Below are 25288 nucleotides of genomic sequence, written 5' to 3'. Positions count from 1 at the left end.
ATGGGTGGCCATATCGAAGAGCGGAGCCGCCTGGTCTATGTGCTCCTGGGTGTGTGTCTGGTGACGCTGATCGCGATCGCAACGGCCGTCTCCGTCGGCATCTACCGCGGATCGTTCCACTCGACCGTCCCGGTCAAGCTGTACTCGGCGCGGTCGGGCCTGATGCTCGAACCCGGGTCCGACATCAAAATGCGAGATGTCGTCGTCGGCAGGGTGGCGAAGGTGCAGTTGGTGGACGACCAGGCCGAAATCACCATGGACATCGACGGGAGCCGGACTTCGGCGATACCGGAGAACATCACGGCCGTGATCGATCCGACCACGCTGTTCGGACGCAAGTTCGTGACCCTCGTGCAACCGGAGCATCCCTCGGCGACCACCGTGTCGGCGGGATCCGTGGTTCAGGGCACCGCCGTGGCCACCGAGGTGAACGATCTCCTCGACTCCTTGGTGACGGTGCTGCGGACCGTGGAACCACAGAAGGTCAACGCGACGTTGAGTGCGCTGTCCACCTCGCTGCAGGGCCGCGGCGACCAACTCGGCGACATGATGGTCGAACTCGACACCTACCTGTCCGAATTCAACGGCAGCCTTCCCACGTTGCAGCGCGACCTGGTCAAGGGCGCGGAGGTCTCCGACATCCTCGCCGACGCCGCTCCGGATCTCCTCCGGACCGTCGACCATGTCAGCACCACGGGTGACACGGTGACCGAGAAGGAGCAGCAATTGAGCGCCTTCCTGCTCAGTTTCAGCGGTTTCGGCAACAGCGGGCGCAGCTTCTTCGAAGCCTCCGGTGACCCGTTGGAAAAGTCGTTGGATGCGTTGGAACCGACGACGGCACTCCTTGCACAGAATGCGCCGATGTACCCGTGCTTCCTTGCGAGTATGGATCAGACAAACAAGTACCTCGAGCGCACCGTCGGTGGAAGTGATCAGGCAGGCCTGAACATTCTCGGCACTCTGCTGATGGGTGATCCGCCGTACACGTACCCGGAGAACGCGCCGAAGAACGGTGCGGACGGCGCACCGCGGTGTTACGACCCCGCCCAGGCTCCCGGGCATACCGATTTCGACGACGGCAGCAAGGCCTACCAGACGGCGCACGGTATCGAGGATCTGATCGGTAACCCGTTCGCGCAGTTCATGTTCGGAGGTGTTCGCTGATGACGAAGGCACCGGGTATCAAGTTGCTGATCTTCGTGCTGGTCACCTCGTTGACGGGGTTCGGTGTGGCGACGGTGGTGGGAAATATGCGCTTCGGCAGCACACACACCTATCAAGCCGTTTTTTCGAACGCGTCCGGGCTGGGCAACGGCGAAGACGTCAAAGTCGGCGGCGTGCCGTTGGGCAAGGTGAAGGGGGTGGAGTTGGCCTCGGACGGCACGGCAGTCGTGTCGTTCTCTCTCTCCACCGAACGTCCCCTGACTGAGGGGACCACGGCCCGGATCAAGTACAAGAACCTGATCGGTGACCGCTATGTGGAGCTGTCGAACGGGCCAGGTGCCATCGGCGCGCTCGACGGTCCGATTCCACTCGCGCAGACCACTCCGGCGCTCGACCTCGACCAGGTGGTCAACGGTTTCCGGCCACTGCTGCAGGGGCTTGACCCGGATCAGACCAATCAGTTGTCCGCCTCGCTGATCGAGGTACTGAACGGCCAGGAAGCGAGTATCGGGCGTCTGGTGACTCAAATCGGGTCCTTGAGCAACACGTTGGCGGACCGTGATCAGGCGATCGGTCAGGTGGTGAGCAACTTCAATACGGTAGTCGGGACGGTGAACAATCGCGGTGACCAGTTCTCGGCATTGATCGACCAATTGCAGCGACTGGTCGCGGGCCTCGACGGTGACCGTGATCTGATCACCAATTCCTTGGGGAACATCGATCGTGTCACGAACAGCCTCGCAAGTGTTCTCGATCAGAATCGGCCGGCAATCGCGCAGGATGTCGTCGCGCTGGGTGATCTCGCGGGCAACCTCAACGCGAATACCGACACGCTGAACATGGTGCTGTCCACTCTGCCCGAGAACTACCGACTCATCGGCCGCGTCGCGGGTTACGGCAGCTTCGTGAACTTCTTCGTCTGTGGTCTCGCTATCAAGTACGCGTCCGGCCCAGGTCCCGGCGGCGTCACACCGATGTTCAAGGCTCCCGCAGAAAGGTGTCAGTGATGGCTCAGAAGTCCTTCCTCGAGCGGGATTCGTTCCGCATGGGCCTGATCGGAACAGCGGTGTTGATCGGGATCCTGTTCCTCGCGCTCAACTTCAACTCCATTCCCGGTATCAACAGGGCAACCACATATCACGCCGAGTTCGCCGACGCCAGTGGCCTCGCGGTCGGTGACACCACGCAGATTGCGGGTGTAGAGGTCGGCAAAGTAAAGGGGCTGTCCATTTCCGGGGGAAAGGTTGACGTCGAATTCGACGCGGACAGCGGTGCGGTTGGGCTCGGCGAGGACACGACCGCCGCGATCAAGGTCGAAACTGCTCTCGGTCGGCGGTACGTGGAGATCACTCCCGGACGACACGGCGAGCTCGCCGACGGCGCGACCATCCCCCTTGCCCAGACCAGCTCGGGATACGACATCACCCGCGCGCTCGAGGAAGTCACCGACAAAGTGTCGGAGACCGACACCGTCAACCTCTCCGGCGCACTCGAGCAGATCTCCTCGGTCGAGGACGAGCTTCCGCCGGACCTGCGGTCCTCCCTCGACGGCCTCTCCCGCCTGTCCGACACAGTGGCGAGCCGGGACGAGGAACTGCGTCAGTTGCTCGCCGGGGCGGCCAACGTGTCTCAGATTCTCGCGGACCGGGACACCCAGGTCTCCGCGCTGTTCGGCCAGGGCCAGTCGCTCTTCGCCGCGCTGAACAGCCGGGCGGACACCATCCATCGGGTGCTCGTGCAGTCACGTCAGGTGGCCGATGCGCTCACCGGCCTGTCCCGCGACAACGCATCCACACTCGGACCCACTCTCGAACAGTTGAAGACCCTGGTGGCGACATTGAACAGCAATTACGACAACATCAACGCCTCGCTGACCGGCCTCGAACATTTCACGAAGCAGGTCGGCGAGGCGGTGGGCAGCGGACCGTTCTTCGGGGTGCTGCTCCACAACATCGTCCCGGCCAATCTCTCCGGGCAGCTTCCGGGCAGTTTCGGAGGGCCGCGCTGATGGCATCGGTACGGGAAATGGCACGCGCACTGCCGGCGAAACTGCTCGCCGTGGTGATCGCGGTCGCCCTCGTCGGGCTGGTGACCGCCGCCTGGATCGAAAACCACTCCGTCAACCACGTCACGGCCTACTTCCGGAACACCACCGGCATGTACGTCGGAGACCGAGTGATGATCCTCGGTGTCGAGGTAGGCCGCATCACGACGATCGAACCGGACGGCGAGCGGGTCCGGGTGGAATTCGACTACGACAACGATTACGACGTTCCCGCGGACGCGAAGGCTGCGGTCGTCGCCCCGACCTTGGTGACCGGCCGCTACATCCAGCTGGCACCGGCATACTCGGGCGGACCGACCCTGTCCGACGGCGACGAAATCCCCCTCGACCGCACCGCCGTCCCGGTCGAGTTCGACGAGATCAAGAAGCAGGTGGTCAAGCTCGCCGAGGACGCCGGCCGCACCCCGGAGCACCCGGACGGTTCGCTCAATCGCTTCGTGAGCAGCACCGCCAGGACCCTAGACGGGACGGGCACGGCGCTGCACGACTCCCTCACCCATCTCTCTGACGCCGCCACCACGCTGAACGCAAGCGGCGAGGACCTGTTCGGCACTGTTGAAAACCTGCAGAAGTTCACGACCGCCCTCGCTGCCAGTGACCAGCAGATCCGGGCGTTCAGCAGCGAATTCGCGAACGTATCGGGGCTGCTCAACGCCAACCGGACCGAACTCGACGCGATGCTGAGCAGCATGCTGACCACGTTCCAGGAAGTGACGAAGTTCATCGAAGACAACCGTGGGGCGCTGGTCGAGAACGTCGGACAGCTCGAGGACATTACCCGGTTGCTCGTCGACCGCCAGGACACCCTGATGTCGATCCTGCACTCGGGACCGACGGCGCTGTCGGACTTCTACAACATCTACGATGCCGACGCCAACTCGCTCACCGGTGCCCTCGCCGTGCCCGAGATGCCGGACCCGCGCTCGCTGATCTGCGCACTCTTGACCACGGTCGACGCACCCGCAAATGAATGTGCTACGGCTGCAAGAGCTTTTGCCGCACCGTTGGCCAATGCCGCCGTGCGGCAGGCGGTACCTACTCCTGCCACCACCCCGGCTGCGCCGGGGGGTATGCCGGGCGCACCTGCACCGACCGATCCCGTCGCCTCCATCACCCAAAGTCTCCAGAACCTCATCCTTCCGGAGGGACCACGATGACGAACTCTATTCGGAGGTCGGCGCTCACGGCGACCATGCTCGTCGGCGTCGTGGCCGCGGCGGCCGGGTGCCGATTCGACGGGATCAATTCGATCGGACTGCCCGGCAACGCGGTCGGCGGTGACACGCACGAGGTGACCGTCGAGCTGGCGGACATCCAGAATCTGGTGGGCAACTCACCGGTGAAGGCCAATAACGTCATCGTGGGAAACATCAGCCACATCACCGGCGACAACTGGGGTGCCAAACTGACACTCGAACTCGACCCACAGGCCGAGATCCCAGCGAATGTCGGCGCCAAGCTCGCGCAAACCAGTGTGCTCGGCTCCCAGTACCTCGAGCTCACCGTGCCGCCCGGCGACGACGCAGTCGGCCTCCTCGCCGACGGTGACGTGATTCCCCTCGACCGCACCAGTCAATATCCGTCAACCGAGGAGGTGCTCTCGGCGCTCGCTCTCGTGCTCAACGGCAGTGGGTTGCAGCAGATCCGCACCGTGACCTCCGAGCTCAACCGCGTACTCGGTGGCCGGGAGGAATCGCTGCGAAGCCTGTTCGGCAACCTCGAGGAGTTCGTCGGCGGCGTCGACCAACAACGCGAGGACATCGTCCGGGCCATCGACGGGCTCGATCGCCTCGGTGCGGAACTCGCCAGTCAGAATCAGACGATCGACCGAGGGATCACCTCGATCGAGCCGGCTATGCAGATCCTCGACGAACAGCAGAAGCAACTCACCACGATGCTCGACGACGTGGGGCGGTTCGGTGAGGTCGCCACCGAGGTGCTCGAGAGCAGCCGCGAGGATCTCGATGCGAATCTGCGGTCATTGCAGCCGGTGCTTTCGCAGCTCGCTGCGGCCGGTGATCACCTGCCGGAAGCGCTGAAGATCGCCGGAACCATACCGTTCCCGGTCACGACCACCCAGCGCGCCGTCCGGGGTGACTACATGAATCTCTTCCTCACCCTCGACGTCAGCGCCGAGACGGTCGGCGGCAAGGTTCTCGGCAGTATCCCGCTCGACGAGTTGGCAGGACTGAACCCGGCCCGCCAAGCGGTGAATCCTCTGTTGGCACCCACAGGCGCAACAACATCCGGCGGACCAGCGACGTCCGCACCGCAGAACGGAGCACCGCGCTGATGAGATCGAAACTCGTCCGCTTCCAGCTCATCGTCTTCACAGTGGTGGCTGTTCTCGCCGTCGGCAACGCCGCGGTCAACTACCTCGGGCTCGAGCGGGTCACCGGGATCGGGATGTACACGGTCACGGCGGAATTCGACCGCGCGGGAGGCCTCTATGTGAACTCACTGGTGACCTATCGCGGCGTCGACGTCGGCGTCGTGAAATCGATCGACGTCGGCCCCGATCGAGCGTCCGCAGAATTACAGCTCGATTCGGACTTCGCGATTCCAGCCGACAGCCGGGCGTTCGTCCGCAGCGTCTCGGCCATCGGCGAGCAATATCTGGACATGGTTCCGGCGTCGTCCGAAGGCCCCTTCCTCGCGGACGGTGACGTGATCACCGAGGCGAACACCGAAATCCCGGTGCCCGCCTCCGAGGTCGTCGACAAGGTGAACGTTCTCCTGTCCGAGCTGCCCAAGGACGACCTCCGCGTCACCGTCGACGAGGCCTACACTGCCTTCAACGGGGCGGGACCGGCGCTGTCGCGGCTCATCGACTCCTCCCGTCCACTCATCGAACTCGCGCAGGCGAAGATCGGGACAACCCGAACCCTGCTCGACGACGCCGAACCGGTCCTCGCTGCCGGTGTCGACTCCCGCGCCGACATCGCGAGCTTCTCCCACGATCTGTCCTCGTTCTCCGAGCAGTTGGTGATGAGCGACGCACAGGTCCGCGGCGTCCTCGACAATGGGTCACAGTTCTTCGACACGGTCAGCGGCACTCTCGACGACGTCCGCCCCACCGTTCCGCTGCTGCTGGCAAACCTCCAGACGGTTGGTGAGGTCGCTCGCGTCAACATCCCCGGGATCCAGCAGATCCTGGTGATCTACCCGGCTGTGTCGGCGTCGATCAACTACATGCACCGAGGAGTCCAGACCGACGACCGGGTGTACGGTCAGGGCGCCCTCGACGTCAAACTCGGCAACTCCGCGAACCCGCTCCCCTGCACCGAGGGGTACCAGGAAACGCAGCGCCGCGACCCCAGCGATCTCAGCGCGGTCCCGGCACCGGAAAATTCCTACTGCAAACTCCCGCCGGCCGACCCCCGGGTCGCCCGAGGGGCACGCAACATCCCCTGTGCGACCGATCCCACCGTGCGAACAGCCGAGATCGAGAACTGCCCGGGCGGTCTGCCGTCCACTTGGCCGGGAATGCTGGCCCGGCCCGGACAACCGTATTCGCCGCCGCCGACGGACACCGGCGCACCGAACGCGGGCCCGATCGCGAGCCAACCCGCTCCCGGCGGTCCCGAACCCCTGACCGTCACACCGGCCTCATGGTCGAACCCGCAGGACTTCACCGGCGGCAACGGCAACACCAGCGTCCCGTACGACCCGATCACCGGGAACTTCCGGGCACCGAACGGCGATCTGTACTCGATCGCCAGCGTTTCTGCACCAAAGTTAGAGGAGGAATTGACATGGCAGGCACTACTGCTCCGGTAGAGGTCGAACCAGACCTCGATCAAGCCGGGAACGATGCCGCGGCCGCGATAGCCGACTCCGAGGTGCGTAAGAGTGCCCGAGGGTTCATCGTGACGACGGCGGCAGTCGTACTCGTCGCCGTCGCCGCCCTGGTCGTCGGCGGGATCTCGTGGACGAACCTGCGCGCCGAACAGACCGCACAGTCCCGAGACCAACAGGTCCTCGAGACGGCCCGCCAGGTGGTAGTCAATCTGGTCACGCTGCGGCATCAGAGCGTGGACGAAGACATCCAGCGCGTCGCCGACGGCACCACCGGGCCGTTCCGAGACCAGTTCACCAGCGCATCGGGAAGTTTCGGTGACGTGCTCAACCAGGGCCAGGTGGAGTCGACCGGCGAAGTGAAGGAAGCCGGCCTCGTCAAGGCGGACGACGACCACGCCGTCGTCCTCGCCGCCGTGACATCCACGGTGAAAAACACCGAGGCACCCGACGGGGAGATCCGGGTGTACCGCATGAAGGTCTCCCTCGATTCGGTGGACGGCCGCTGGCTCGTCTCAGATGTGGAGTTCGTGGCATGAGAAACACACTCGCCCAAATACCCCAGGCAGTCGCAACCTGGTCCCTCGCACGTCGGCGGGCCACCCGCTATCTCGCCGTGCTCGTCGCCGGTGGCCTCGTCGCGGTGGCCGCCGCCATCACCCTCCAGGTGCACGACCACCGCCAGGTCGACGCCGCGCAGACACAGGCGCGCGACCGCGCCACCCAACTGCTCGGCGACGTGTTGTCGTACGACTTCAACACCATCGACGCGCACTTCGCCGACATACTTCCCAGTCTCGGCGGCGACCTTCGCGGCCAGTTCGACAGCGTCGGCAAGGAGGTCATCATCCCCTCGGCGAAACAACGCCAGGTCGTCACGTCGGCGACCGTAGTCGAATCCTCCGTCGTCTCCGCGTCGGAAGACGCAGTGACACTGCTGTTCTTCGTCAACCAGTCGACCACCAGCACCGACAGCGCCGCACCGAAATTGGACGGCAGCCGCGTCCGAGTCGGCATGACCGAGCAGGACGGGACATGGGTCATGACGGAGATGACCCCGGTCTGACCAATTCCCCGAAACACGGGGATCAGTCGATGTTTTCGCAATCGTAGGAGGTAGTGGTGGGTGTCGAGGTATCCGTCGAAGGACTGACCAAGTCGTTCGGCTCGCAGAGAATCTGGCAGGACGTGTCGTTGACCCTCCCCACCGGCGAGGTCAGCGCGTTGCTCGGACCGTCCGGTACGGGAAAATCGGTGTTCCTGAAGTCGCTTATCGGTCTGCTCCGTCCGGAGCAGGGCTCGATCGTGATCGACGGCACCAACATTCTCGAGTGCTCGAGCAAGGAGCTCTACGAGATCCGCAAACTGTTCGGGGTGCTGTTTCAGGACGGTGCGTTGTTCGGATCGATGAATCTCTACGACAACGTCGCGTTCCCGTTGCGCGAACACACCAAAAAGTCCGAATCCGACGTCCGCAAGACCGTCATGGAGAAGATGGAACTCGTCGGCCTCCTCGGGGCCGAGGACAAACTGCCCGGCGAAATCTCCGGCGGTATGCGCAAACGCGCCGGCCTGGCACGCGCCCTGGTCCTCGACCCGCAGATCATCCTCGTCGACGAGCCCGACTCCGGCCTGGACCCGGTCCGCACCACCTACATTTCCCAGACGCTGATCGACATCAACGCCGAAATCGACGCAACGATCCTGATCGTCTCGCACAACATCAACCTCGCACGCACGGTGCCCGACAACATCGGCATGCTCTTCCGCCGGGAACTGGTGATGTTCGGACCCCGCGAAGTGCTGCTCACCAGCGACCAGCCGGTCGTCAAACAATTCCTCAACGGCACCATGATCGGCCCGATCGGAATGTCCGAGGAAAAAGACGAAGCCACCATGGCCGCCGAACAGGCGATGGTCGACGCCGGCCACCACGCCGGCGGCGTCGACGATGTCGAAGGCATCGTCCCGCAGATGAAAGCCACACCCGGCATGCCGTTCCGACAAGCCGTCGCCCGCCGCCAGGAACGCGTCCGGCACATCATGCACACCCTCCCCGAGAACGCCCAAATCGCGATCCACGAAAGTTTCGAGGAGAGCCTCGGCTCCTACGACGACACCGAGGAATTCCCGCTCTACGAGGAGCCGCTCGAATCCGTGTAAGCCACCGTCCGAATTCACGACTCGGCAACAAAGCACCGCAACCCAGATAGACGAGAGGAACCAGTCATGACCACGAACAACAATGCCTTCTTCATCGGAGGCGAATGGCATGCGCCCACCTCGAGTGGCGTGATCACGGTGGTCTCACCCAACGACGAACAGGTGGTCGGCCACGCTCCCGACGGCGTTGAAGCTGACATGGATGCCGCCGTCGGCGCCGCACGCCGCGCATTCGACGACCCGGCCGGATGGTCGCAGTGGGAGCCGGCGCGGCGAGCACAGGCGCTGGGGCGCCTGGCCGATGCGCTGGACAAGCGCGCAGTCGAAATGGTCCAGGCGGTGAGCTCCCAGAACGGCATGCCCGTCGCCGTCGCCGAGAAGTTGGAGGCGGTCTTCCCGCAAATCCTCCTCCGCTACTACGCCGGACTGATCGAAAACGACAGTTTCGAGGAGACGCGGCCGGGTCTCCTCGGCGGATCGACGCTCGTCACCAAGACCCCGATCGGCGTCGTCGGCGCCATCGTCCCGTGGAACTTCCCGCAGGCTCTCGCCGCCTTCAAATACGCTCCGGCTCTCGCTGCAGGGTGCACGATCGTCATCAAGCCGTCCCCCGAAACAGTCCTCGACAGCTACGTCCTCGCGGAAGCAATCGAAGAGGCGGACCTGCCGGCCGGCGTGATCAACATCGTTCCCGGCGGTCGCGAACTGGGCGCGTATCTGGTCTCACACCCGGGCATCGACAAGGTGGCGTTCACCGGGTCGTCGGCTGCCGGTCGTAACATCGCCGAGGCGTGCGGTCGGCTACTTCGCCCGGTCACGCTGGAACTGGGTGGAAAATCGGCGGCAATCATCCTTGACGACGCGAATCTGGATCTCGCCACCGTCGGGGAACAGCTGTTCGGTGCAACCATGTTGAACAATGGGCAAGTCTGCTACCTCGGCACCCGAATTCTGGCACCGCAATCGCGTTACCAGGAAGTGGTCGACACGTTCAGCGCCCTCGCCGGGTCACTGACCGTAGGAAGTTCCCTCGACCCCGCCACGATGATCGGGCCGATGGCGAGCGCCCGGCAGCGCGAGCGGGTGGAGTCCTACATCGCGAAGGGCAAGGGCGACGGCGCCCGCATCACGGTCGGTGGTGGGCGCCCCACCGACCTCGACAAGGGATGGTTCGTCGAACCGACCATTTTTGCGGACGTCGACAACAACTACAGCATCGCCCAGGAAGAGATCTTCGGCCCGGTGCTGTCGATCATTTCGTACCGCGACGACGAGGACGCCGTCCGCATCGCGAACGACAGCGACTTCGGCCTCGGTGGCACCGTCTTCACCGCCGATCACGACCACGGGGTCGCTGTTGCTCGGCGCATCCAGACCGGAACGGTCGGTATCAACGGCTACCTCCCCGACCCGACGGCACCCTTCGGTGGTGTCAAGGCCAGCGGCCTCGGTCGCGAACTGGGTCCGGAAGCCCTGTCCGCCTACCTCGTGCCGAAGTCGATCTACCTGTAAAAATTTGGTGCGGGTGCGGCGCTCGGGGCGCACCCGCACCGACAGACCACTCATCCCCACGGGGTATCTCCCTCACCCCCGAGGACGAGAAGGTGTCCGTTTTATACCTTCCCTCCCCCCTTAGATCGGTATTATGGTTAGGCCAATTACTCCCGGGCCTGTCTCCTGTCGAGGAGAGGCACCTGAAAGCAAGGATCCGCACATGGATGTCATGGAACACGCGGGAGCCATTCTCCCCGAGGACCGCTACAGTGCCAGCACCCTCGCGGCGTTCCGATCGAACGGCTACTGGCGTGACGAGAGCCTGGCCGAACATGTGGACCGCTGGGCCACGATCGACCCGGACTTCGTCGCTGTCACCGATGGCTACGGCGTCCTCACCCGAGGAGAGCTTCGCGGGCAGGCATACCGCCTTGCGGCCTCTTTGAAAAAGCTTGGAATCGAGCGGGGTGACCGCGTCCAGGTCCAGTTACCGAACTGGAACGAATTCGTCGTCATCTATGTGGCGCTCGCCAGGATCGGCGCCGTACTCGTGCCGACGATGCCCGTGTACCGGCACGATGAGGTCCGATACGTTCTCGAGCACTCCGGTGCCAAGATCTCCTTTGTCACAGAGGAATTCCGGAAGTTCCGGTACACCGACATGCTGGCCGAGGTCCGCCCGGAGGTTCCCGGACTCGAGCACGTCGTCGTCGTGCGCGGAAATGCGGGCGCCGACGAGATCGCGTTCGATTCACTGACCGCCGGTGAAGGCGTCCCCGGTGACGACGAACTCGGGCCACCCCCATCTGCCGATGCGGCCCATGCCATCATCTACACATCGGGGACAGAGTCGCGACCGAAAGGGTGCCAGCACACCTTCAACACGCTCTCTTTCACCGTCTACGGACTGGGTGGGCAGGTGATGGGTCTGAATCCTGACGATGTGATGTTCATGCCCTCGCCCGTCACGCATGCGACCGGGCTGGCCGTGGGCGTGGCGACGCCGTTGATCCTCGGCAGTGGGATCCATCTCCTCGACGTGTGGGAGCCGAACGAAGGCCTCCGGCGTATCGCGGAGTTCAAGACCACGGTCAGCATGGCCGCGACACCGTTCCTCCAGATGGCACTCGGGGCCATCGAAGATGGTGCCGACCACGACGTGACCTCGATGCGACTCTGGGTCAGCGCCGGCGCACCTATTCCTGAAATCCTTCTGACAGAGTGGAAGACGGCTCTGCCCGACTGTACGTTGCTCCCGGTCTATGGCAGCAGCGAAGGGCTACTGGTGACGGCGGTGCGTGTCGACGACCCCATCGAAAAGGTGCTCTCCTCCGACGGGCGCGCCTTCGATGGTGTCGATCTCGAGATTCGGGACGAGGAAGGTGCCATCGTAACGGCCGGCGAGGAAGGCCAGATCTTCTACGGAGGACCGGGGATCTTCCTCGGATACTGGCGCGACCCCGAGCGCACGGCTGCATCGGTCGACGATCGAGGGTTCCTCTCCTCAGGTGATTTGGGCCGCGTCGACGCAGATGGATATCTGCGGGTCACCGGCCGGATCAAGGACCTGATCATCCGTGGTGGAATGAACATCTCGGCACGCGAGGTGGAAGAACACCTACTGGCGCATCCGCAGATCATGGGAGCGGCCGCGGTGTCCATGCCCGATCCCCGCCTCGGCGAGAAGGTGTGCGCCTTCATTGTCGTCGACGGTCCCGCGCCGACACTCGAGGACTTGGCGGACTTCCTCCGGAACGAACGCAAAGCAATGATGCAGAAGATCCCCGAGAAAGTGGTCGTCGTCGACCAACTTCCCACCACCGCCACCGGGAAGATCCAGAAGTTCTTGCTTCGCAAGCAGGCGGCCGAACTGACCGGCAACGAGTAAGACCACAAGCTACCCGAAACAGGGGCTGCGCAACAATGTTGCAGCAGCCCCTGTTTCGCTGATGCCAGCTACATGATCACGAAGCGATTTCGCCCTAAGGGCGTACGAATATCTCTCGTAGAGATGACGTTTCATCGGGCGGCCTACGCGAGACTTGGATCACAGCGAAGATGTAGAGAATTCAAAACTGCGAGGAGACAGTGTGACTACCGTCGAACACGTATCGAGCGTTCCGATCCCGAAAAGCATCGCCGAGCAGATCGTCCTACCTGAGGGCCATAGAGACGAAGTTTCACTTTACGCGGCCTACGAGTGGTTGCGAACCAACAACCCGCTCGGGAAGGTGGAGGTCGAGGGCTACGATCCTCTGTGGCTGGTGACCAAGCACGCCGACATCATGGAAATCGAAAAACAACCCCAGATTTTCAACAGCGGCGGCGGAGAGGACAAGGGCTCCCATAATCCGATTCTCACGAATCAGGCGGGTGATGCCTTCACCAAGAGCCTGACCGGCGGCAGTCTCCGGATCCTCGACACGATCACCTATCTGGACCCACCTGAGCACACCGCAGTGAAGGATCTCGCCGCGGACTGGTTCCGGCCGGCGAACCTGAAGAAATGGGAAGGCATCATTCGGGAGCTGGCACAGGAATCGGTTGCGGAGCTTCGCCGATCGGGAACCGAGATCGACCTCGTCGAGAACTTCACCAAGTCCTTTCCGCTCCACGTGATCATGAGCCTCTTCGGTGTCCCGGAAGAAGACGAGCCGCGGATGATGGCGTTGACTCAGGACTTCTTCGGAGTCGCAGATCCCGACGAGCAGCGTGACGACGTCGAACCCCTGACCCCGGAAGCGGCAGCACAACAATTTTCGGCTGCCATCGCGGATTTCTACGCCTACTTCGACGCACTCGTCGAAGACCGTCGCGCGAATCCCCGCGACGACCTCGCGACTCTGATCGCGGCCGGGAAGGACGAGAACGGCGACTACTACCCGAAAACCTTCGCCTACGGCTGGTTCATCGCCATCGCAACCGCTGGTCACGACACCACGTCTACCACCTTGGCGACCGGTCTGCATGCGTTGATCGAGAACCCTGACCAGCTCGCCCGGGTACAGGCCGACCCCTCTCTGATCCCCGATCTGGTGAACGAGTCCTTGCGCTGGGCATCGCCGGTGAAGCAGTTCACCCGCCAGGCGTCCGTCGACTACACCCTCCGTGGACAGCAGATCAAGAAGGGTGATCGACTGGTGCTTCTCTACCAGTCAGCGAACCGCGACAGCGACGTGTTCGACTCACCCGACACTTTTCGCTTCGACCGGAAGCCCAACAAGCACATCGCTTTCGGGTACGGACCGCACATGTGCATCGGACAGCACCTTGCGAAGATCGAACTTCGAATCATGTTCGAAGAGCTGCTGCCGAAGATCGCCAAGTTGGAGCAGATCGGTGACGCACGCGTGCTCCAGACGAACTTCGTCGGCGGCCTCAAGAATCTGCCCGTCCGACTGGAACTTCACTGACTTGAAGGAAACGCAAATGAGCGAGATCACCTACGTACTGCCCGATGGAAGTGAGTCGACTATCGACGTCCCGTCCGGTCAGAGCATCATGGACGGCTCGGTCCGCAACAATCTCCCGGGGATCGTCGCCGAATGCGGTGGAAGCTGCTCGTGCGCAACTTGTCATGTTTTCCTCGACGAGGACTCCCAGGGGCTGTTCGACGAGGCCACGGACGAGGAGCGTGATCTACTCGAGTACCTCGATGGGGTGCAGGCACACTCACGCTTGTCGTGCCAGTTGATCGTCAACGATCGATGCAATGGACTCCGAGTCGTCGTACCCGACACGAACGGTTGATCTAGGTGGTGCGGCCGGACGAGGCGTCAGACTTGGCCATCTCCAAGTATCGGTAGATCGCCTCGGACCGGTTCATCGCTCCCAGCTTTCGCAGGATCTTTTTGACATGCGATTTCACTGTGAAGACACTGATCACAAGTACATCTGCAATTTCCGTGTTGGATTTGCCTGCCGCCAGGAGCTGGAACACTTCGCGTTCACGCCCGGTAAGTTCTTCCAAGCCCGGTGCGTTGCAGTGTGAGGGCAGCGCCGCCGGTGAGAATGATGCGGCACCGGCGGCACGCGGCTTTCCGAGCGCAACTTCTGAATTCGAGAGCACTTCCGCCTCGCGACTCTCCTGCTCCAGGCGTTCGACGATCAACCGCTTCTGCTTGGTCAATCGTTCGGACACCATTGCTCGTTCGAAAAGAGTTCCGAAGCTGCCGGCGAACGCATCGAGCAGGTCGCGTTCGGCGATACTCGGATTTCGGTCGTCTGCACGACTCGCGTGGATCAAGCCGATCACGCCGGTGGAGACGGCAATCGGGGCTACAACATACCCTCCGGCGCCGAAGTACGATGCACTCGCGAGGTTGATGGGGTTCGCCGCAGGCGACTGCCGATCCGGTAGCACGAGGACTGCGGTGCGCTTCTGCACGGCCCGTCCCTCCGGTGAGTCAGGCTCAATCGGTGCCGTGGCGAGTGAATCGATTTCGGGCGCAGCGCCTCTCTCGAACTGGGTCTCCACGATAGTCCAGGCATTGCTGTGGACCTCAGAGAGCAGCACTCGGTCAAGACCAGTCATCGCGGCGGCCTCGGCGCACACGCTCCTCGACAGGCCGGCCACTGTCTCAGCACCCCGAAGACGTCGAACAGCGCCTGCGAAGTCGGCGGCACCGACGACTGCCGACGAGGACGGTGACGAGTGCAGACGGTGGCGGACATCGCGGATTTCGACGAGAAGCCTTCCGAACGACACCTTCTTGTCCGACACGATCGTCGACAGTGCACTGAGCGCCGCTTCGGTCGCCTCGTCGAGCAGGGCGAGGACAAGACCGGGAGACACCTTCCGGGTGTCACTCGGAGGTTCGGGCCCCAGTCCGAAGTCGTTCCGCAAACGACCGAGCAGGGACACGGCCGCCTTCATGGCCTCGGCGTCGCCTCGCGCCTGAGCCGAGCCCTGTATACGAGATTGGCCATCGTTCACGGTTTTGATATCCATCATCGTCGGATCTGGTGGGAATAGAGTACCGCCGCTGCAGCCCGGGTCGGGACGCGCAGCTTCTTCAGAATGTGCTTGACGTGCGACTTCACGGTTCCCTCGGAGATCACCAGTGTCTGTGCGATTTGACTGTTGGTGGCGCCGGTGGCGATATGGGAAAGAATCTCGCGCTCACGGAACGTCAACACCGCGCTGACCTCTACCGCGGACGTCTGGTCGACTGTGGGCCGAGCGATGTGAGGATGCTCGTCAGGCTGGGGACGCAGGCCCAGCTCCGCCTTCTGAATGCGTTCGAGCAGCACATCGGTGGAATCGAAGGATGCCGCCAATCGTGATCTCTGCGCGCTGATTCGCTCCCTCAATATCGCTTGCTCGTACACGAGAGCGAAGAAGGTCGCGAACGCGTCCAGTCGGTCGCGATCGTCCGGATCGAGAGGGTCCCGCGCGCCGGGACGATCGGCATGGATCAGTCCGATTACCCGGCCTCTCGAGACGATCGGTGCAGCGACATAGCCCGAGGAGCGTGACGCGACCACTATTTCCTTCATCGTGCGTTCGTCTTGCGCTGGCGCTGCGACCAGGGCAGGCACACGACGGCGAACCAGTTCGGTCTCCAGTCGCGCTTCGGACAACGGAAACTCCGCGGAGTTCACGAAGTCCGAGAAGTCCATCGGTGACCCGTCGAATTCCGGCCGGACGTGAAGTCGCTGCGGTTGCCAGAGCGATCCGCTGATCGCCGAGATCATGGCGCGCGCGAAGGGAAGCGTCGAACAAATCGCCTCTGGTGCCGATTGGACGATGTCGCCGGATGCGAGATCACGCAGTCCGGCAGCGGCATCGTGTACAGCCGCCAACTCGGCGGCCCGGCGGATCGCCGCGCTCTCGGCGCATTGCTCCCGAAGATCTTCCATCCGGACCAGGAGAACACAGGCCTCCTCGATGTCGGTCTCTGGCAATAGACCCTCGGTCAGTGCGTTCCCGAGTTGATGTCGGGCTCCCGCGAGTGCGGCATACGCATCCTCTGGCCCGGACGCCTGGTATGCGGCCCCGAGGATCTTCGAAACGAGGTCTGTGCATTCGTGCGCGTCCTGAACAAGACCCTCATCCCGCACTTCGACTGATTGCTCTCTCCGAATCATTGCGCTCCGTAGTTCGGTCACCTCGCCGACGCTGATTGCGCCACGGGGCAGACGTTCCTCACCCAAACATACAGTGTATGTGACTGGCATCACTAAACACGAATCGCACGCGACGGGCAAGCGTCGAGCAGACACGACTTACGAACTGTGTTGCGGCCAATCACGTTGGCGAAGTGGTGATTCTGGAATTCACAGCGTCCAGTGACGCCGATGACCGGCAGTACGACACCCGACGTCGAAACAATGATACCATTGAAAAGGTACGACCGAATGGAGCGTCATGGATGCCGTAGTTTTGCGAGAGTTCGGGGAGCCGAACGTCCTGAAGATCGAGTCGATCGCCGATCCGGTGGCGAGCCCGGGCTGGGTGACTGTCCAATTGAAGGCTGCGGCCCTCAACTGGCACGATGTTCTCGTGCGACAGGGTAAGTACTCGTCGCCACTGCCGCACGTTCTCGGCGCGGACGGTGCGGGCATCCGCGCAGACACGGGTGAGGAGGTTCTCGTCCTTCCCTCACTGTGGTGGGGCGACCGCGAAGCAGCCCCGAGCGCGCAGTGGGAGATCCTCGGCGATCGCCAGCGGGGCACCTACGCCGAGTTGGTACGGGTGCCGGAGGTCTGCGTTGCCCCGAAACCGCGCGGGCTCAGCTGGGAGCAGGCCGCTGCCCTCCCCCTCGTCGGACTGACCACCTATCGGGCGCTGTTCACCCGCGGACGCCTCCGCGCCGGCGAGAATGTCCTCGTCCTGGGCGCAGGCGGGGGAGTTGCGACCATGGCCGTCATGCTGGCGTCTGCCGTGGGGGCAAACGTTACAGTCACGTCCTCCTCCCCGTCCAAGATCGCGCAGGCAGTAGAACTCGGTGCCGCGAACGGGGTGCTCTACAGCGACCCCGAGTGGCCCGAAGCCGCTCGTCACCACTCGCCCGACGGTCAGGGCTTCGATCTCGTCCTCGATTCCGTGGGGACGTGGGAACAGTCCATCGCGGCTTTGCGTCCGGGGGGCCGATTAGTCGTGCTGGGCGCATCTCGGAGCGAACTCGCCACTCTGAATGTCAGACCCTTCTACTTCGGCCAGTATGAATTGATCGGCACCACGATGGGGAGCCCGCAAGACTTCACCGGCCTTTTGGAACTGATCGATGCGGCCACCATTCCACCGGTGCCCATCGATACCGTGTTCCCGCTCGCAGAGGCGGCGGCCGCACACAAGCATCTCGAACAGGGAAGCGGGTTCGGGAAGGTCGTTCTCTCGCATCGTTGACAGTGATTCTCGCGCACTGGGCTGGTACGCATGCGGTCTATCATTTACCGCGACGCGGTTCGGTGACGACTACCGCGACACGATTCGGTGACGACGAGAGGCCGCGCAGTGGCGAGTGAATTTCCGACGTCTTCCGACGACGATCAGCCCGACGTGATCGACTGGATGCGCGCCGAATGGGTGGAACGGCAGGATTCGGCCGAACTGGAGTTCGTCACCACGATGGCGTTGCTGCGCACCCACCAATGGGTCGTCCGTGCGATGGACCAGGAGTTGCGCTCACTCCGGCTGTCGCGCAATGCCTATCTGATCCTGACCTCGCTACAACTCTCGGAGGGACGAACTCGTCCGCTCGGCAAGTTGAGCAAGTACCTCATGGTCCACCCCACCACCGTGTCGATGGCGGTCGAGCAACTCGTCAAGGCGGGACTCGTCGAACGCCGCGCACATACGACGGACCGCCGGACCGTTCTCGCCACTCTCACCCCGGCCGGCATGAAAGTGGTTGAGGAAGCAAACAACCGGCTCGCCGGGGGCCGCTTCGGCCTTGATTCGGTCGACGCCGAAACCCTGGAAGCGCTGATCGAGCAATTGCAACTTGTGCGTCGTGCCGTCGGCGATGTCGAAACCGGACACTGAGTCAACACGCACTTTCGGCGGCCTACATGCGGCGGCGAGACCAGCCCTGCACCCCTTGCCCTATCAAGTTTTACGTCCTACTATTCAAACCTAGAATAGTTCTTACTTGGCGAGGACCGGGCAGTCCAGCTTCTCAACGAACGACAACGCTCCCTCGCCGTGATCCCCCAGCCGAGTCACGCACAGGAGCAATCCCCATGGTTTCATTTGCATTCACCGACGAGCAGGAAGAGTTTCGGAAGACGCTGGCAGCGTTCAGTGATCGAGTTCTCCTCCCGGGTTATCGCGACCGGGCAGCATCAACCGAATTCCCTTTCGACATCATGAAGAAAATCGGCGACCTGGGTCTGCTGGGTATCGGCCTGCCCGAGCAGTACGGCGGTACCGGTACCGAAGATCCCGTTCTGCTCGGAATGGCCACCGAAACCCTCGCCTACGGCGACGTGAACATGGCGTCGGCGCCCGTCCAGATCGGGCTTGTCGCCTCCCAACTGGCGCTGTGCCGGGCCGAGATTCAGGAGCGCTACCTTCCTCCCCTCATCAGCGGTGAGCAGACCATCGCCATCGCCCTGACCGAACCCGGGTCGGGGTCCGACGCGAGTGCACTGACCACCACCGCAACGGCAGTCGAGGGCGGCTGGCGTCTCAACGGCGAGAAGACTGCAATTTCCTGGGCAATGAATGCCACCGCGGCGCTCGTCTACGCGCGAGAGCCCGGCTCCAGCCGTTCCCGAGGCGTCAGCTGCTTCGTCGTCCCGCTCGATGCGGAAGGCGTCAGCGTCAGCCACATGCCCGGTATGGGCTGCCTGCCTCTGGGCTGGGGAAGTATCCACCTGTCGGACGTCTTTGTTTCCGATTCTCACCTCGTCGGCGAACTCGGCAAGGGCTTCCACTCGGTCATGGACCACTTCGACTTCAGTCGAGCTGCCCTCGGCCTGATGTGTTTGGGCGCCGCAAAGCAGAGCCTGGAGGAAGCCGCCGCGTACGCCCAGCAGCGGGAAACGTTCGGTCAGCCACTTTCCGAGCACCAGGGGCTTGCGTTCCAGTTCTCCGAACACGCAACCTATCTGGAAGGTGCACGCTGGATTTGCTACCGCGCATTGTGGCTGCGTGAGACCTCCCAGCCGCACACCGCTCTGGCCTCGATGAGCAAGTGGTGGCCGCCCGTCGTTGCGAAGAACGCCATCGAGTTCGCGATGCGCGTACACGGAAATCTCGGGTACTCCACGGAATCACCGCTGCAGCAACGCTACCGCGACGTCACCGCTTACCTCGTCGCGGACGGCACCGCAGAGATCCAGAAGCGCATCATTGCGAAGGACATCTTCGCTCGCGGCACAGTTTCCCTCTGACATCACCCCCTGAACGGAGTACACGAATGGGTACGCATGAAATCGCGCCGCCGAAGGAACTGAAGGAAAGCAGTGCCCTGGTCGTGGGCGGCACGGCCGGGATCGGTCTCGCGACCGCGGTCGGCCTCGCCCAGGCCGGCGCTCCGGGCGTCGTAATCGTCGGACGCGGGGCGGAACGCGGAGAAGCTGCGCGAGAGCGCATTTCGTCCGTCAACTCGGCCTGTGAGGTGACCTTCCTCTCCGCCGATGCGACCACGGTTGAGGGCGCGGCGTATGTCGCATCCGAGGCGGAGCGGATCCTCGACGGCGTGGACATTCTGGTGTCCACAACGGCCGCCGACGTCCGGCCGGAACTCTTCGCGAACATACCCACGGACGATATCGCAAGGACATTCAACCAATTGGCTTTGCCGTGCATGTATCTCGCGAGCGAGATCGTGCCGCACATGACGGCGAGGAAGGGTGGCGTGATCATCAATGTCGCTTCGGATGCGGGAAAGACCGCGACGCCGGGCGAATCGGTGATCGGTGCAGCGAAGGCGGCAATCATCATGTTCACTCGCACGCTCGCCATCGAAGCCAAACGAAGCGGAATTCGCGCCAACGTCCTGACTCCCTCGCTCGTCAACGGGACCGGGTCGACCGAGCGGATCACCTCCGACGGATTCAGCGCCAAATTGTTCGCCAAAGCAGCCCAGCAAGCGCACCTCGGCGTTCCCGAATCCGAAGACCTCGCTGCGCTGGCGGTCTTCCTCGCCTCCCCCGCGGCACGCCGACTCACCGGGCAGGCGATCAGCGTCAACGGCGGAATATCCGCAGCCTGAGTCCGATCTGCCTCGGCCCTGACCGGCACTACGAGTACACGGCAAATGCTTTGTTGGAGCTGAAGACGTCGGTCGCCACGAGGTCCGACCATCGATGCCGGGTGGGGTTGGGTGAGTCGAAACGGCGAGATGGCCTTGCGTGCGGAAAGAATTGGACTTCTCACAGAACCAGTTCGATCGACACGAAGGGCATCTCTAGGCCGCAACTATTCCCACACCCGCCCGGTGACGGCCGCGGCGTTCGACGACCGCAACCTCCTCACCGCGGCTGGGCTGATCCCGGTACTCGGGTTGGCGCAGCACTGCGGCCTCGCTCACCTGGCGGACGAGCATCTGTCGGTGCCCACCGACAAGGGCGCACATGCTGGCCGGAAGTTGACCGCACTGGTCGCGGGCGCCCTCACCACCCTCGGCCACACGGGCCCGCGGATGCCGCCGGGGTCGGTGCTGTCTGAGACGACACACCGACCGGTGGATCTCCCGCGCCGAGGTCGCCGAGGAATCAACAAGGCGCCGTCGGGGTCGCTCCCCGGCGGCGCCCGGTTCCAATCCCATCCGCCGATACCAGCCAGTTCGCGGGAGAAACATGCCATGAGTGCTGAAATTGTCCGCGTTATCGCGGGCGTGGGAGACAGAGATGGGTAACTCACCGTTCCGGAACGGTGCACCGAGTACGCTGAACTTCTGGGAACCCGCTCCACGGTGGTCGGCACGCTCTGATCACATTTTCCGGTAGCAGTTCCCTTCAGCAGAGGCGCGTCAATGGAGTCAGGCTTCGGAGATGGCGGATGTAGACCCGGCGGGCACTGAACGCGACGTCGCTGCCTCGGTCGTCTCCGAACTGGAAGCCGAGGGGTTCGACGACGCCCACGAGGTAGGTCGGGGCGGCTTCGGCGCGGTGTACCGGTGCGTGCAGACCTCACTGGATCGCACAGTCGCGATCAAAGTTCTCGAGGGTGTCGAGCGTACCGACCGCGAACGCTTCGTCCGAGAGCAACGCGCTATGGGCCGGCTGTCCGGGCATCCGAACATCGTCCAAATCTTGCAGGTGGGCGTGCTGGCCGGGGGACGTCCATACATTGCGATGCCCTACCACGCCCGGGACTCGCTGGAAGCGTGGGTTCGCTGTCACGGGCCCTTGCCGTGGCCCGACGCTTTCCTGATCGCAATCAAGCTCGCCGGTGCCCTGCAAACTGCTCACGCCCTCGCAATCCTGCACCGAGACGTGAAGCCTGCCAACATTCTGATCACCGACTACGGCGAGCCTCAATTAGCTGATTTCGGTATCGCGCGGGTCGGTGGGGCCTTCAAAACCTCCACCGGAAATGTCGCGGGTTCGCCCGCCTACACCGCCCCCGAGCTGCTGCACGGGCAGGCGCCCGCACCGGCATCCGACATCTACGGTCTCGGATCGACACTATTCACGCTGATTTCTGGGCACGCTGCCTTCGAACGCCGAGCCGGTGAGGGCATGGTCGCCCAGTTCATCCGAATAACCAGCGTGTCGGTGCCCGATCTCCGAGTACAGGACTTTCCACGCGATGTGGTGACCGCGATTGAGCATGCGATGGCCAAATTGCCGGCTGATCGGCCCCCGACCGCTACAGCATTGGGTGACGAACTACGCGCGGTCTGCGAGATGCATGGGTTCACGGGGACGGCGATCGTGCGTCCCCTTGCTAAGTCCACCGGGTCCGCGCAACCGTCTCTCGAACAACCGAGGAAGGAGGTGAGTGATGCCAGACGGTCGACCGTATTGACCCCGCCGAGCGCCGCCACGAAGTTCCGGCCGCCGACCCCCAGTCGGCCACTGGTTGGACGCAGCAGACTGCTCGACACTCTGCGCGCCGGCGGGCGCCGCAGACTCGTCTTGATTCATGCGCCCGCCGGGTTCGGCAAGAGCACCCTGGCAGCACAGTGGCGGACTGAGCTCGAGACAACCGGCGTATCCGTCGCCTGGTTGAGTGTCGATCATGACGACAACACCGTTGTCTGGTTTCTCGCGCATCTGCTGGAGGCGGTCCGCCGTATTCGACCCGCCCTCGCACACGAACTGGGGCAGATTCTCGAGGATCATCCCCCGGATGCGGCCCGTTATGTCCTCAGTTCATTGGTCGACGAGATACACAACTGCGGCGAGCGGTTGGCGATCGTCGTCGATGACTGGCATCGCGTGAACGCCGCCGAAACGATCAGCGCCATGGGTTTCCTCCTCGACAATGGATGTCACCATCTGCAGCTCGTGGTTACCAGCCGCAGCCAGGCGGGGCTATCGCTGAGCAGGATGCGAGTGCGCGACGAGTTGGTCGAAATCGATGCTGAAGCGATGCGTTTCGACGCCGACGAGGCAAAGGCGTTCCTCCTCGATGTCAACGCCCTGCAATTGAGCGGATCGGAGGTTGCGGACCTGGTGGATTCGACAGATGGTTGGGCTGCCGCCCTGCAGTTGGCGTCGTTGTCGCTGCGCGGCAGGGATGATCCGGCAGAGTTCATCAGACATCTGTCCGGACGGCATCATGCGATCGGCGAATACTTGGTGGACAACGTCCTGTGCACACTAGAGCCTGATCTCCTCGACTTCATCATGTGTACAGCGATCACCGCGAAGGTCTGCGGTGATCTGGCGACCCAGCTGTCGGGCGTCCGGTCCGGCCAGGCGTTGCTCGAGGAAGTCGAAAGTCGAGATCTATTCTTGACCAGCCTCGACGATGACAAAGAGTGGTTTCGATATCACCACCTGTTTGCCGAGTTCCTTCAACGCCGACTCGAGCGGGACAATCCGACCAGGGTTCGACGATTACATCATGTCGCGTCGCAGTGGTTCGAGCTGCACGGAATGCTCAGCGAGGCTGTCGATCATGCAATGGCCGGCGAGGATTCCGAACGTGCGATCCACTTGGTCGAATCAGACGGACGGGAACTGATCGAAAACTCGCGGATGGCGACTCTGCTCGGCTTGATCGCGAAAATTCCACCTGCCGAAGCCCGTCTGCACTCGGAGCTCCAACTCCTGGTCGGGTGGGGAAACGTGCTGTTGCAGCGCCCAGCTGCCACGCACTCCGCCCTCGACTGCCTCACTTCCGCCCTTGATACGGAGTTGAGATCCGCTGAGGAGCAACGTATGGTCCGACGCGAGGCTGACCTGATACGCGCGGTGGGGAGGATCTTCGCGGATCAGGTTGAAGGCGTGTGGGATCTGATCGACGATATCCTGCAGCATCCGGACGAAGTGCGTCCATTCGTGACCTCCGGCGCGAGCGGTGTGGCGTCCTTCCTGGCGGTGCACAGTTTCGACTTTGCAGCCGCGCGCCGATGGCAGGACTGGGCACGCGATTACCACGAACGGACAGTCGGACCGTTCAGTGTCATGTACGGACATTGCATGGCCGGAGTGGCGGCCTACGAGGTTCTCGAGGTCGGCGAGGCCGAGCGCAAGTTCCGTACCGCATTGGATCTAGCCCGACAGACGGGTGCGCACAGCTACGCCGCTCGCCTCGCAGGCGCACTCCTGGGTTCCCTGCTCTACGACATGGGCGATGTCGATACCGCCGAGGAGTTGCTCGATCGCAGCAATGAGCTCGGCTCCGAGGGGGGCATCGTCGATATCCTGCTCGCGACCTACGGGGTGGGCTCCCGGATCAAGGCGCTTCGCGGTGATCGCGCGGCTACAGAGCAGCGCTTGGAGGAGGGAGCGGCAGTCGCTGCACGGCTTGGGGTTTCGCGGTTGAGCAAACATATTGTCAATGAACGAATCCGTGCCGGACTCCCAGTCGATCCCGTGACGAGCGCGAGTCTCAGACACTCCAGCCTCCCGGTAGAGCAGGGCGGCATCGCAGAGGTCTGCTCTCAACTCGACGAGGAGTCGTCGATACGGCTACTTCTTTCAGACCGATCGGACGCCGCAGCGCAACAGGCGTTGAGGCGGAGCCGTGTGCTGGCGGCGCGGGTCGCAAATCAGAAGAGACCTCGGGCTTTGGTCGTATTGACAGTGTTGGAAGTGTGCTGCCTTGCTTCGGCAGGACGGATCGACGAAGCCAAACAGACCCTTGCACCGTTGGTTTCGCAATGCGCTGCACTCCGCTTGCCTCGCATCCTTCTCGACGGCGGGCCAGCGGTCCTGGAGATTCTGTCAATATTGCTCGCTGACATACGTGCGGGTGAACCCTGGATACAGCGATGGCCCGACCTGACCGAACCTCTCCTCCTCGGCATCCTTGGCGACTACGTGAACGGCACGCAAGGTCCACCTCCGTGAATTGCGGCGGCGTAACCCCTTGTCGTCGTACCGGGAGCATATGACGCGCCCTCAGCCGTACTCGCCCGCCGCGCCCGATTCGAGTCGATCTACCTTTCCGGATCCGCCGCTCAGAATGTTCTCGACCTCGGAGTCGCGATTGTCGTGATGCCATTGGACCTCGCTGAGGCGGCGACATCGGCC

Annotated in this window: 20 protein-coding genes and 1 pseudogene; 19 read left to right on the top strand and 2 right to left on the bottom strand. The window is 63.1% G+C overall.

The genetic code is table 11. The features are described from left to right. The 13 genes from JWS13_RS30915 (at position 1) to JWS13_RS30855 (ending at position 14434) form a co-directional block, all read left to right on the top strand. The gene (locus JWS13_RS30915) at positions 1-1164 is read left to right on the top strand and encodes an MCE family protein (RefSeq protein WP_206009162.1); all 1164 of its coding nucleotides are present in this window, start codon (positions 1-3) and stop codon (positions 1162-1164) included. After that, positions 1164-2171: an MCE family protein gene (locus JWS13_RS30910; RefSeq protein WP_007299697.1), complete on the top strand. Its 1008-nt coding sequence runs from the start codon at positions 1164-1166 to the stop codon at positions 2169-2171. The genes JWS13_RS30915 and JWS13_RS30910 overlap by 1 nt, the downstream gene beginning before the upstream one ends. Further along, positions 2171-3172 (top strand): MCE family protein, encoded by a 1002-nt coding sequence (locus JWS13_RS30905; RefSeq protein ID WP_206009161.1) that lies wholly within the window; start codon positions 2171-2173, stop codon positions 3170-3172. The genes JWS13_RS30910 and JWS13_RS30905 overlap by 1 nt, the downstream gene beginning before the upstream one ends. A 17-nt stretch (positions 3173-3189) precedes the next feature. Next, a complete protein-coding gene (locus tag JWS13_RS30900; RefSeq protein WP_241032403.1) occupies positions 3190-4386 on the top strand; it encodes an MCE family protein in 1197 nt (398 codons plus the stop codon). After that, entirely contained in the window at positions 4383-5522 is a 1140-nt protein-coding gene (locus JWS13_RS30895; RefSeq protein ID WP_206009159.1) for an MCE family protein, read from the top strand. The genes JWS13_RS30900 and JWS13_RS30895 overlap by 4 nt, the downstream gene beginning before the upstream one ends. Then, complete coding sequence (locus JWS13_RS30890; protein WP_206009158.1) at positions 5522-7009, top strand: MCE family protein; 1488 nt, start codon at positions 5522-5524, stop codon at positions 7007-7009. The genes JWS13_RS30895 and JWS13_RS30890 overlap by 1 nt, the downstream gene beginning before the upstream one ends. Next, positions 6985-7566 carry a hypothetical protein gene (locus JWS13_RS30885; protein ID WP_007299692.1) on the top strand — a complete coding sequence of 194 codons (582 nt, stop codon included), beginning with the start codon at positions 6985-6987 and terminating at the stop codon, positions 7564-7566. The genes JWS13_RS30890 and JWS13_RS30885 overlap by 25 nt, the downstream gene beginning before the upstream one ends. Further along, positions 7563-8093, top strand: coding sequence for a hypothetical protein (locus JWS13_RS30880; RefSeq protein WP_007299691.1), 531 nt, complete (start codon positions 7563-7565; stop codon positions 8091-8093). Before JWS13_RS30885 ends, JWS13_RS30880 begins: the two co-directional genes overlap by 4 nt. 56 nt (positions 8094-8149) lie before the next feature. After that, positions 8150-9190, top strand: a complete 1041-nt coding sequence (locus tag JWS13_RS30875; RefSeq protein ID WP_206009157.1) for an ABC transporter ATP-binding protein — start codon at positions 8150-8152, stop codon at positions 9188-9190. A 66-nt stretch (positions 9191-9256) separates the two neighbouring features. Then, complete coding sequence (locus JWS13_RS30870) at positions 9257-10702, top strand: aldehyde dehydrogenase (protein WP_206009156.1); 1446 nt, start codon at positions 9257-9259, stop codon at positions 10700-10702. Between the two features lie 202 nt (positions 10703-10904). Beyond that, a complete protein-coding gene (locus JWS13_RS30865; protein WP_206009155.1) occupies positions 10905-12572 on the top strand; it encodes an AMP-binding protein in 1668 nt (555 codons plus the stop codon). A gap of 202 nt (positions 12573-12774) precedes the next feature. Next, positions 12775-14097 (top strand): cytochrome P450, encoded by a 1323-nt coding sequence (locus JWS13_RS30860; protein WP_007299687.1) that lies wholly within the window; start codon positions 12775-12777, stop codon positions 14095-14097. 16 nt (positions 14098-14113) lie between these two features. After that, a complete protein-coding gene (locus JWS13_RS30855; RefSeq protein WP_206009154.1) occupies positions 14114-14434 on the top strand; it encodes a 2Fe-2S iron-sulfur cluster-binding protein in 321 nt (106 codons plus the stop codon). Between the two features lies 1 nt (position 14435). Here the strand turns inward: JWS13_RS30855 and JWS13_RS46105 are convergent, their stop codons facing one another. Both JWS13_RS46105 and JWS13_RS30845 read right to left on the bottom strand, forming a co-directional pair. Beyond that, positions 14436-15638, bottom strand: coding sequence for a LuxR C-terminal-related transcriptional regulator (locus tag JWS13_RS46105; RefSeq protein ID WP_275957310.1), 1203 nt, complete (start codon positions 15636-15638; stop codon positions 14436-14438). After that, positions 15635-16795 carry a helix-turn-helix transcriptional regulator gene (locus tag JWS13_RS30845; protein WP_241032402.1) on the bottom strand — a complete coding sequence of 387 codons (1161 nt, stop codon included), beginning with the start codon at positions 16793-16795 and terminating at the stop codon, positions 15635-15637. Before JWS13_RS30845 ends, JWS13_RS46105 begins: the two co-directional genes overlap by 4 nt. Before the next feature lie 259 nt (positions 16796-17054). Here JWS13_RS30845 and JWS13_RS30840 point away from each other — a divergent pair, with 259 nt between their 5' ends. From JWS13_RS30840 to JWS13_RS30815, 6 genes and pseudogenes are all read left to right on the top strand, one after another. Continuing rightward, positions 17055-18035, top strand: a complete 981-nt coding sequence (locus JWS13_RS30840; RefSeq protein ID WP_206009153.1) for a quinone oxidoreductase family protein — start codon at positions 17055-17057, stop codon at positions 18033-18035. Positions 18036-18143: 108 nt separating this feature from the next. After that, positions 18144-18674: a MarR family winged helix-turn-helix transcriptional regulator gene (locus tag JWS13_RS30835; protein WP_007299682.1), complete on the top strand. Its 531-nt coding sequence runs from the start codon at positions 18144-18146 to the stop codon at positions 18672-18674. A gap of 197 nt (positions 18675-18871) precedes the next feature. Further along, positions 18872-20026 carry an acyl-CoA dehydrogenase family protein gene (locus JWS13_RS30830; RefSeq protein ID WP_206009152.1) on the top strand — a complete coding sequence of 385 codons (1155 nt, stop codon included), beginning with the start codon at positions 18872-18874 and terminating at the stop codon, positions 20024-20026. Positions 20027-20052: 26 nt separating this feature from the next. Then, positions 20053-20850 carry an SDR family NAD(P)-dependent oxidoreductase gene (locus JWS13_RS30825; protein WP_206009151.1) on the top strand — a complete coding sequence of 266 codons (798 nt, stop codon included), beginning with the start codon at positions 20053-20055 and terminating at the stop codon, positions 20848-20850. A gap of 150 nt (positions 20851-21000) precedes the next feature. After that, positions 21001-21246, top strand: a pseudogene (locus tag JWS13_RS30820) (IS1380 family transposase); the annotation flags it as partial. A 385-nt stretch (positions 21247-21631) separates the two neighbouring features. Next, a complete protein-coding gene (locus JWS13_RS30815) occupies positions 21632-25105 on the top strand; it encodes a serine/threonine-protein kinase (protein ID WP_206009150.1) in 3474 nt (1157 codons plus the stop codon). Positions 25106-25288: the final 183 nt, after the last annotated feature.

This window comes from Rhodococcus pseudokoreensis (genome assembly GCF_017068395.1).
GTDB classification, from domain to species: domain Bacteria; phylum Actinomycetota; class Actinomycetes; order Mycobacteriales; family Mycobacteriaceae; genus Rhodococcus_F; species Rhodococcus_F pseudokoreensis.
This window is presented reverse-complemented; position numbering and strand designations above follow the sequence as displayed.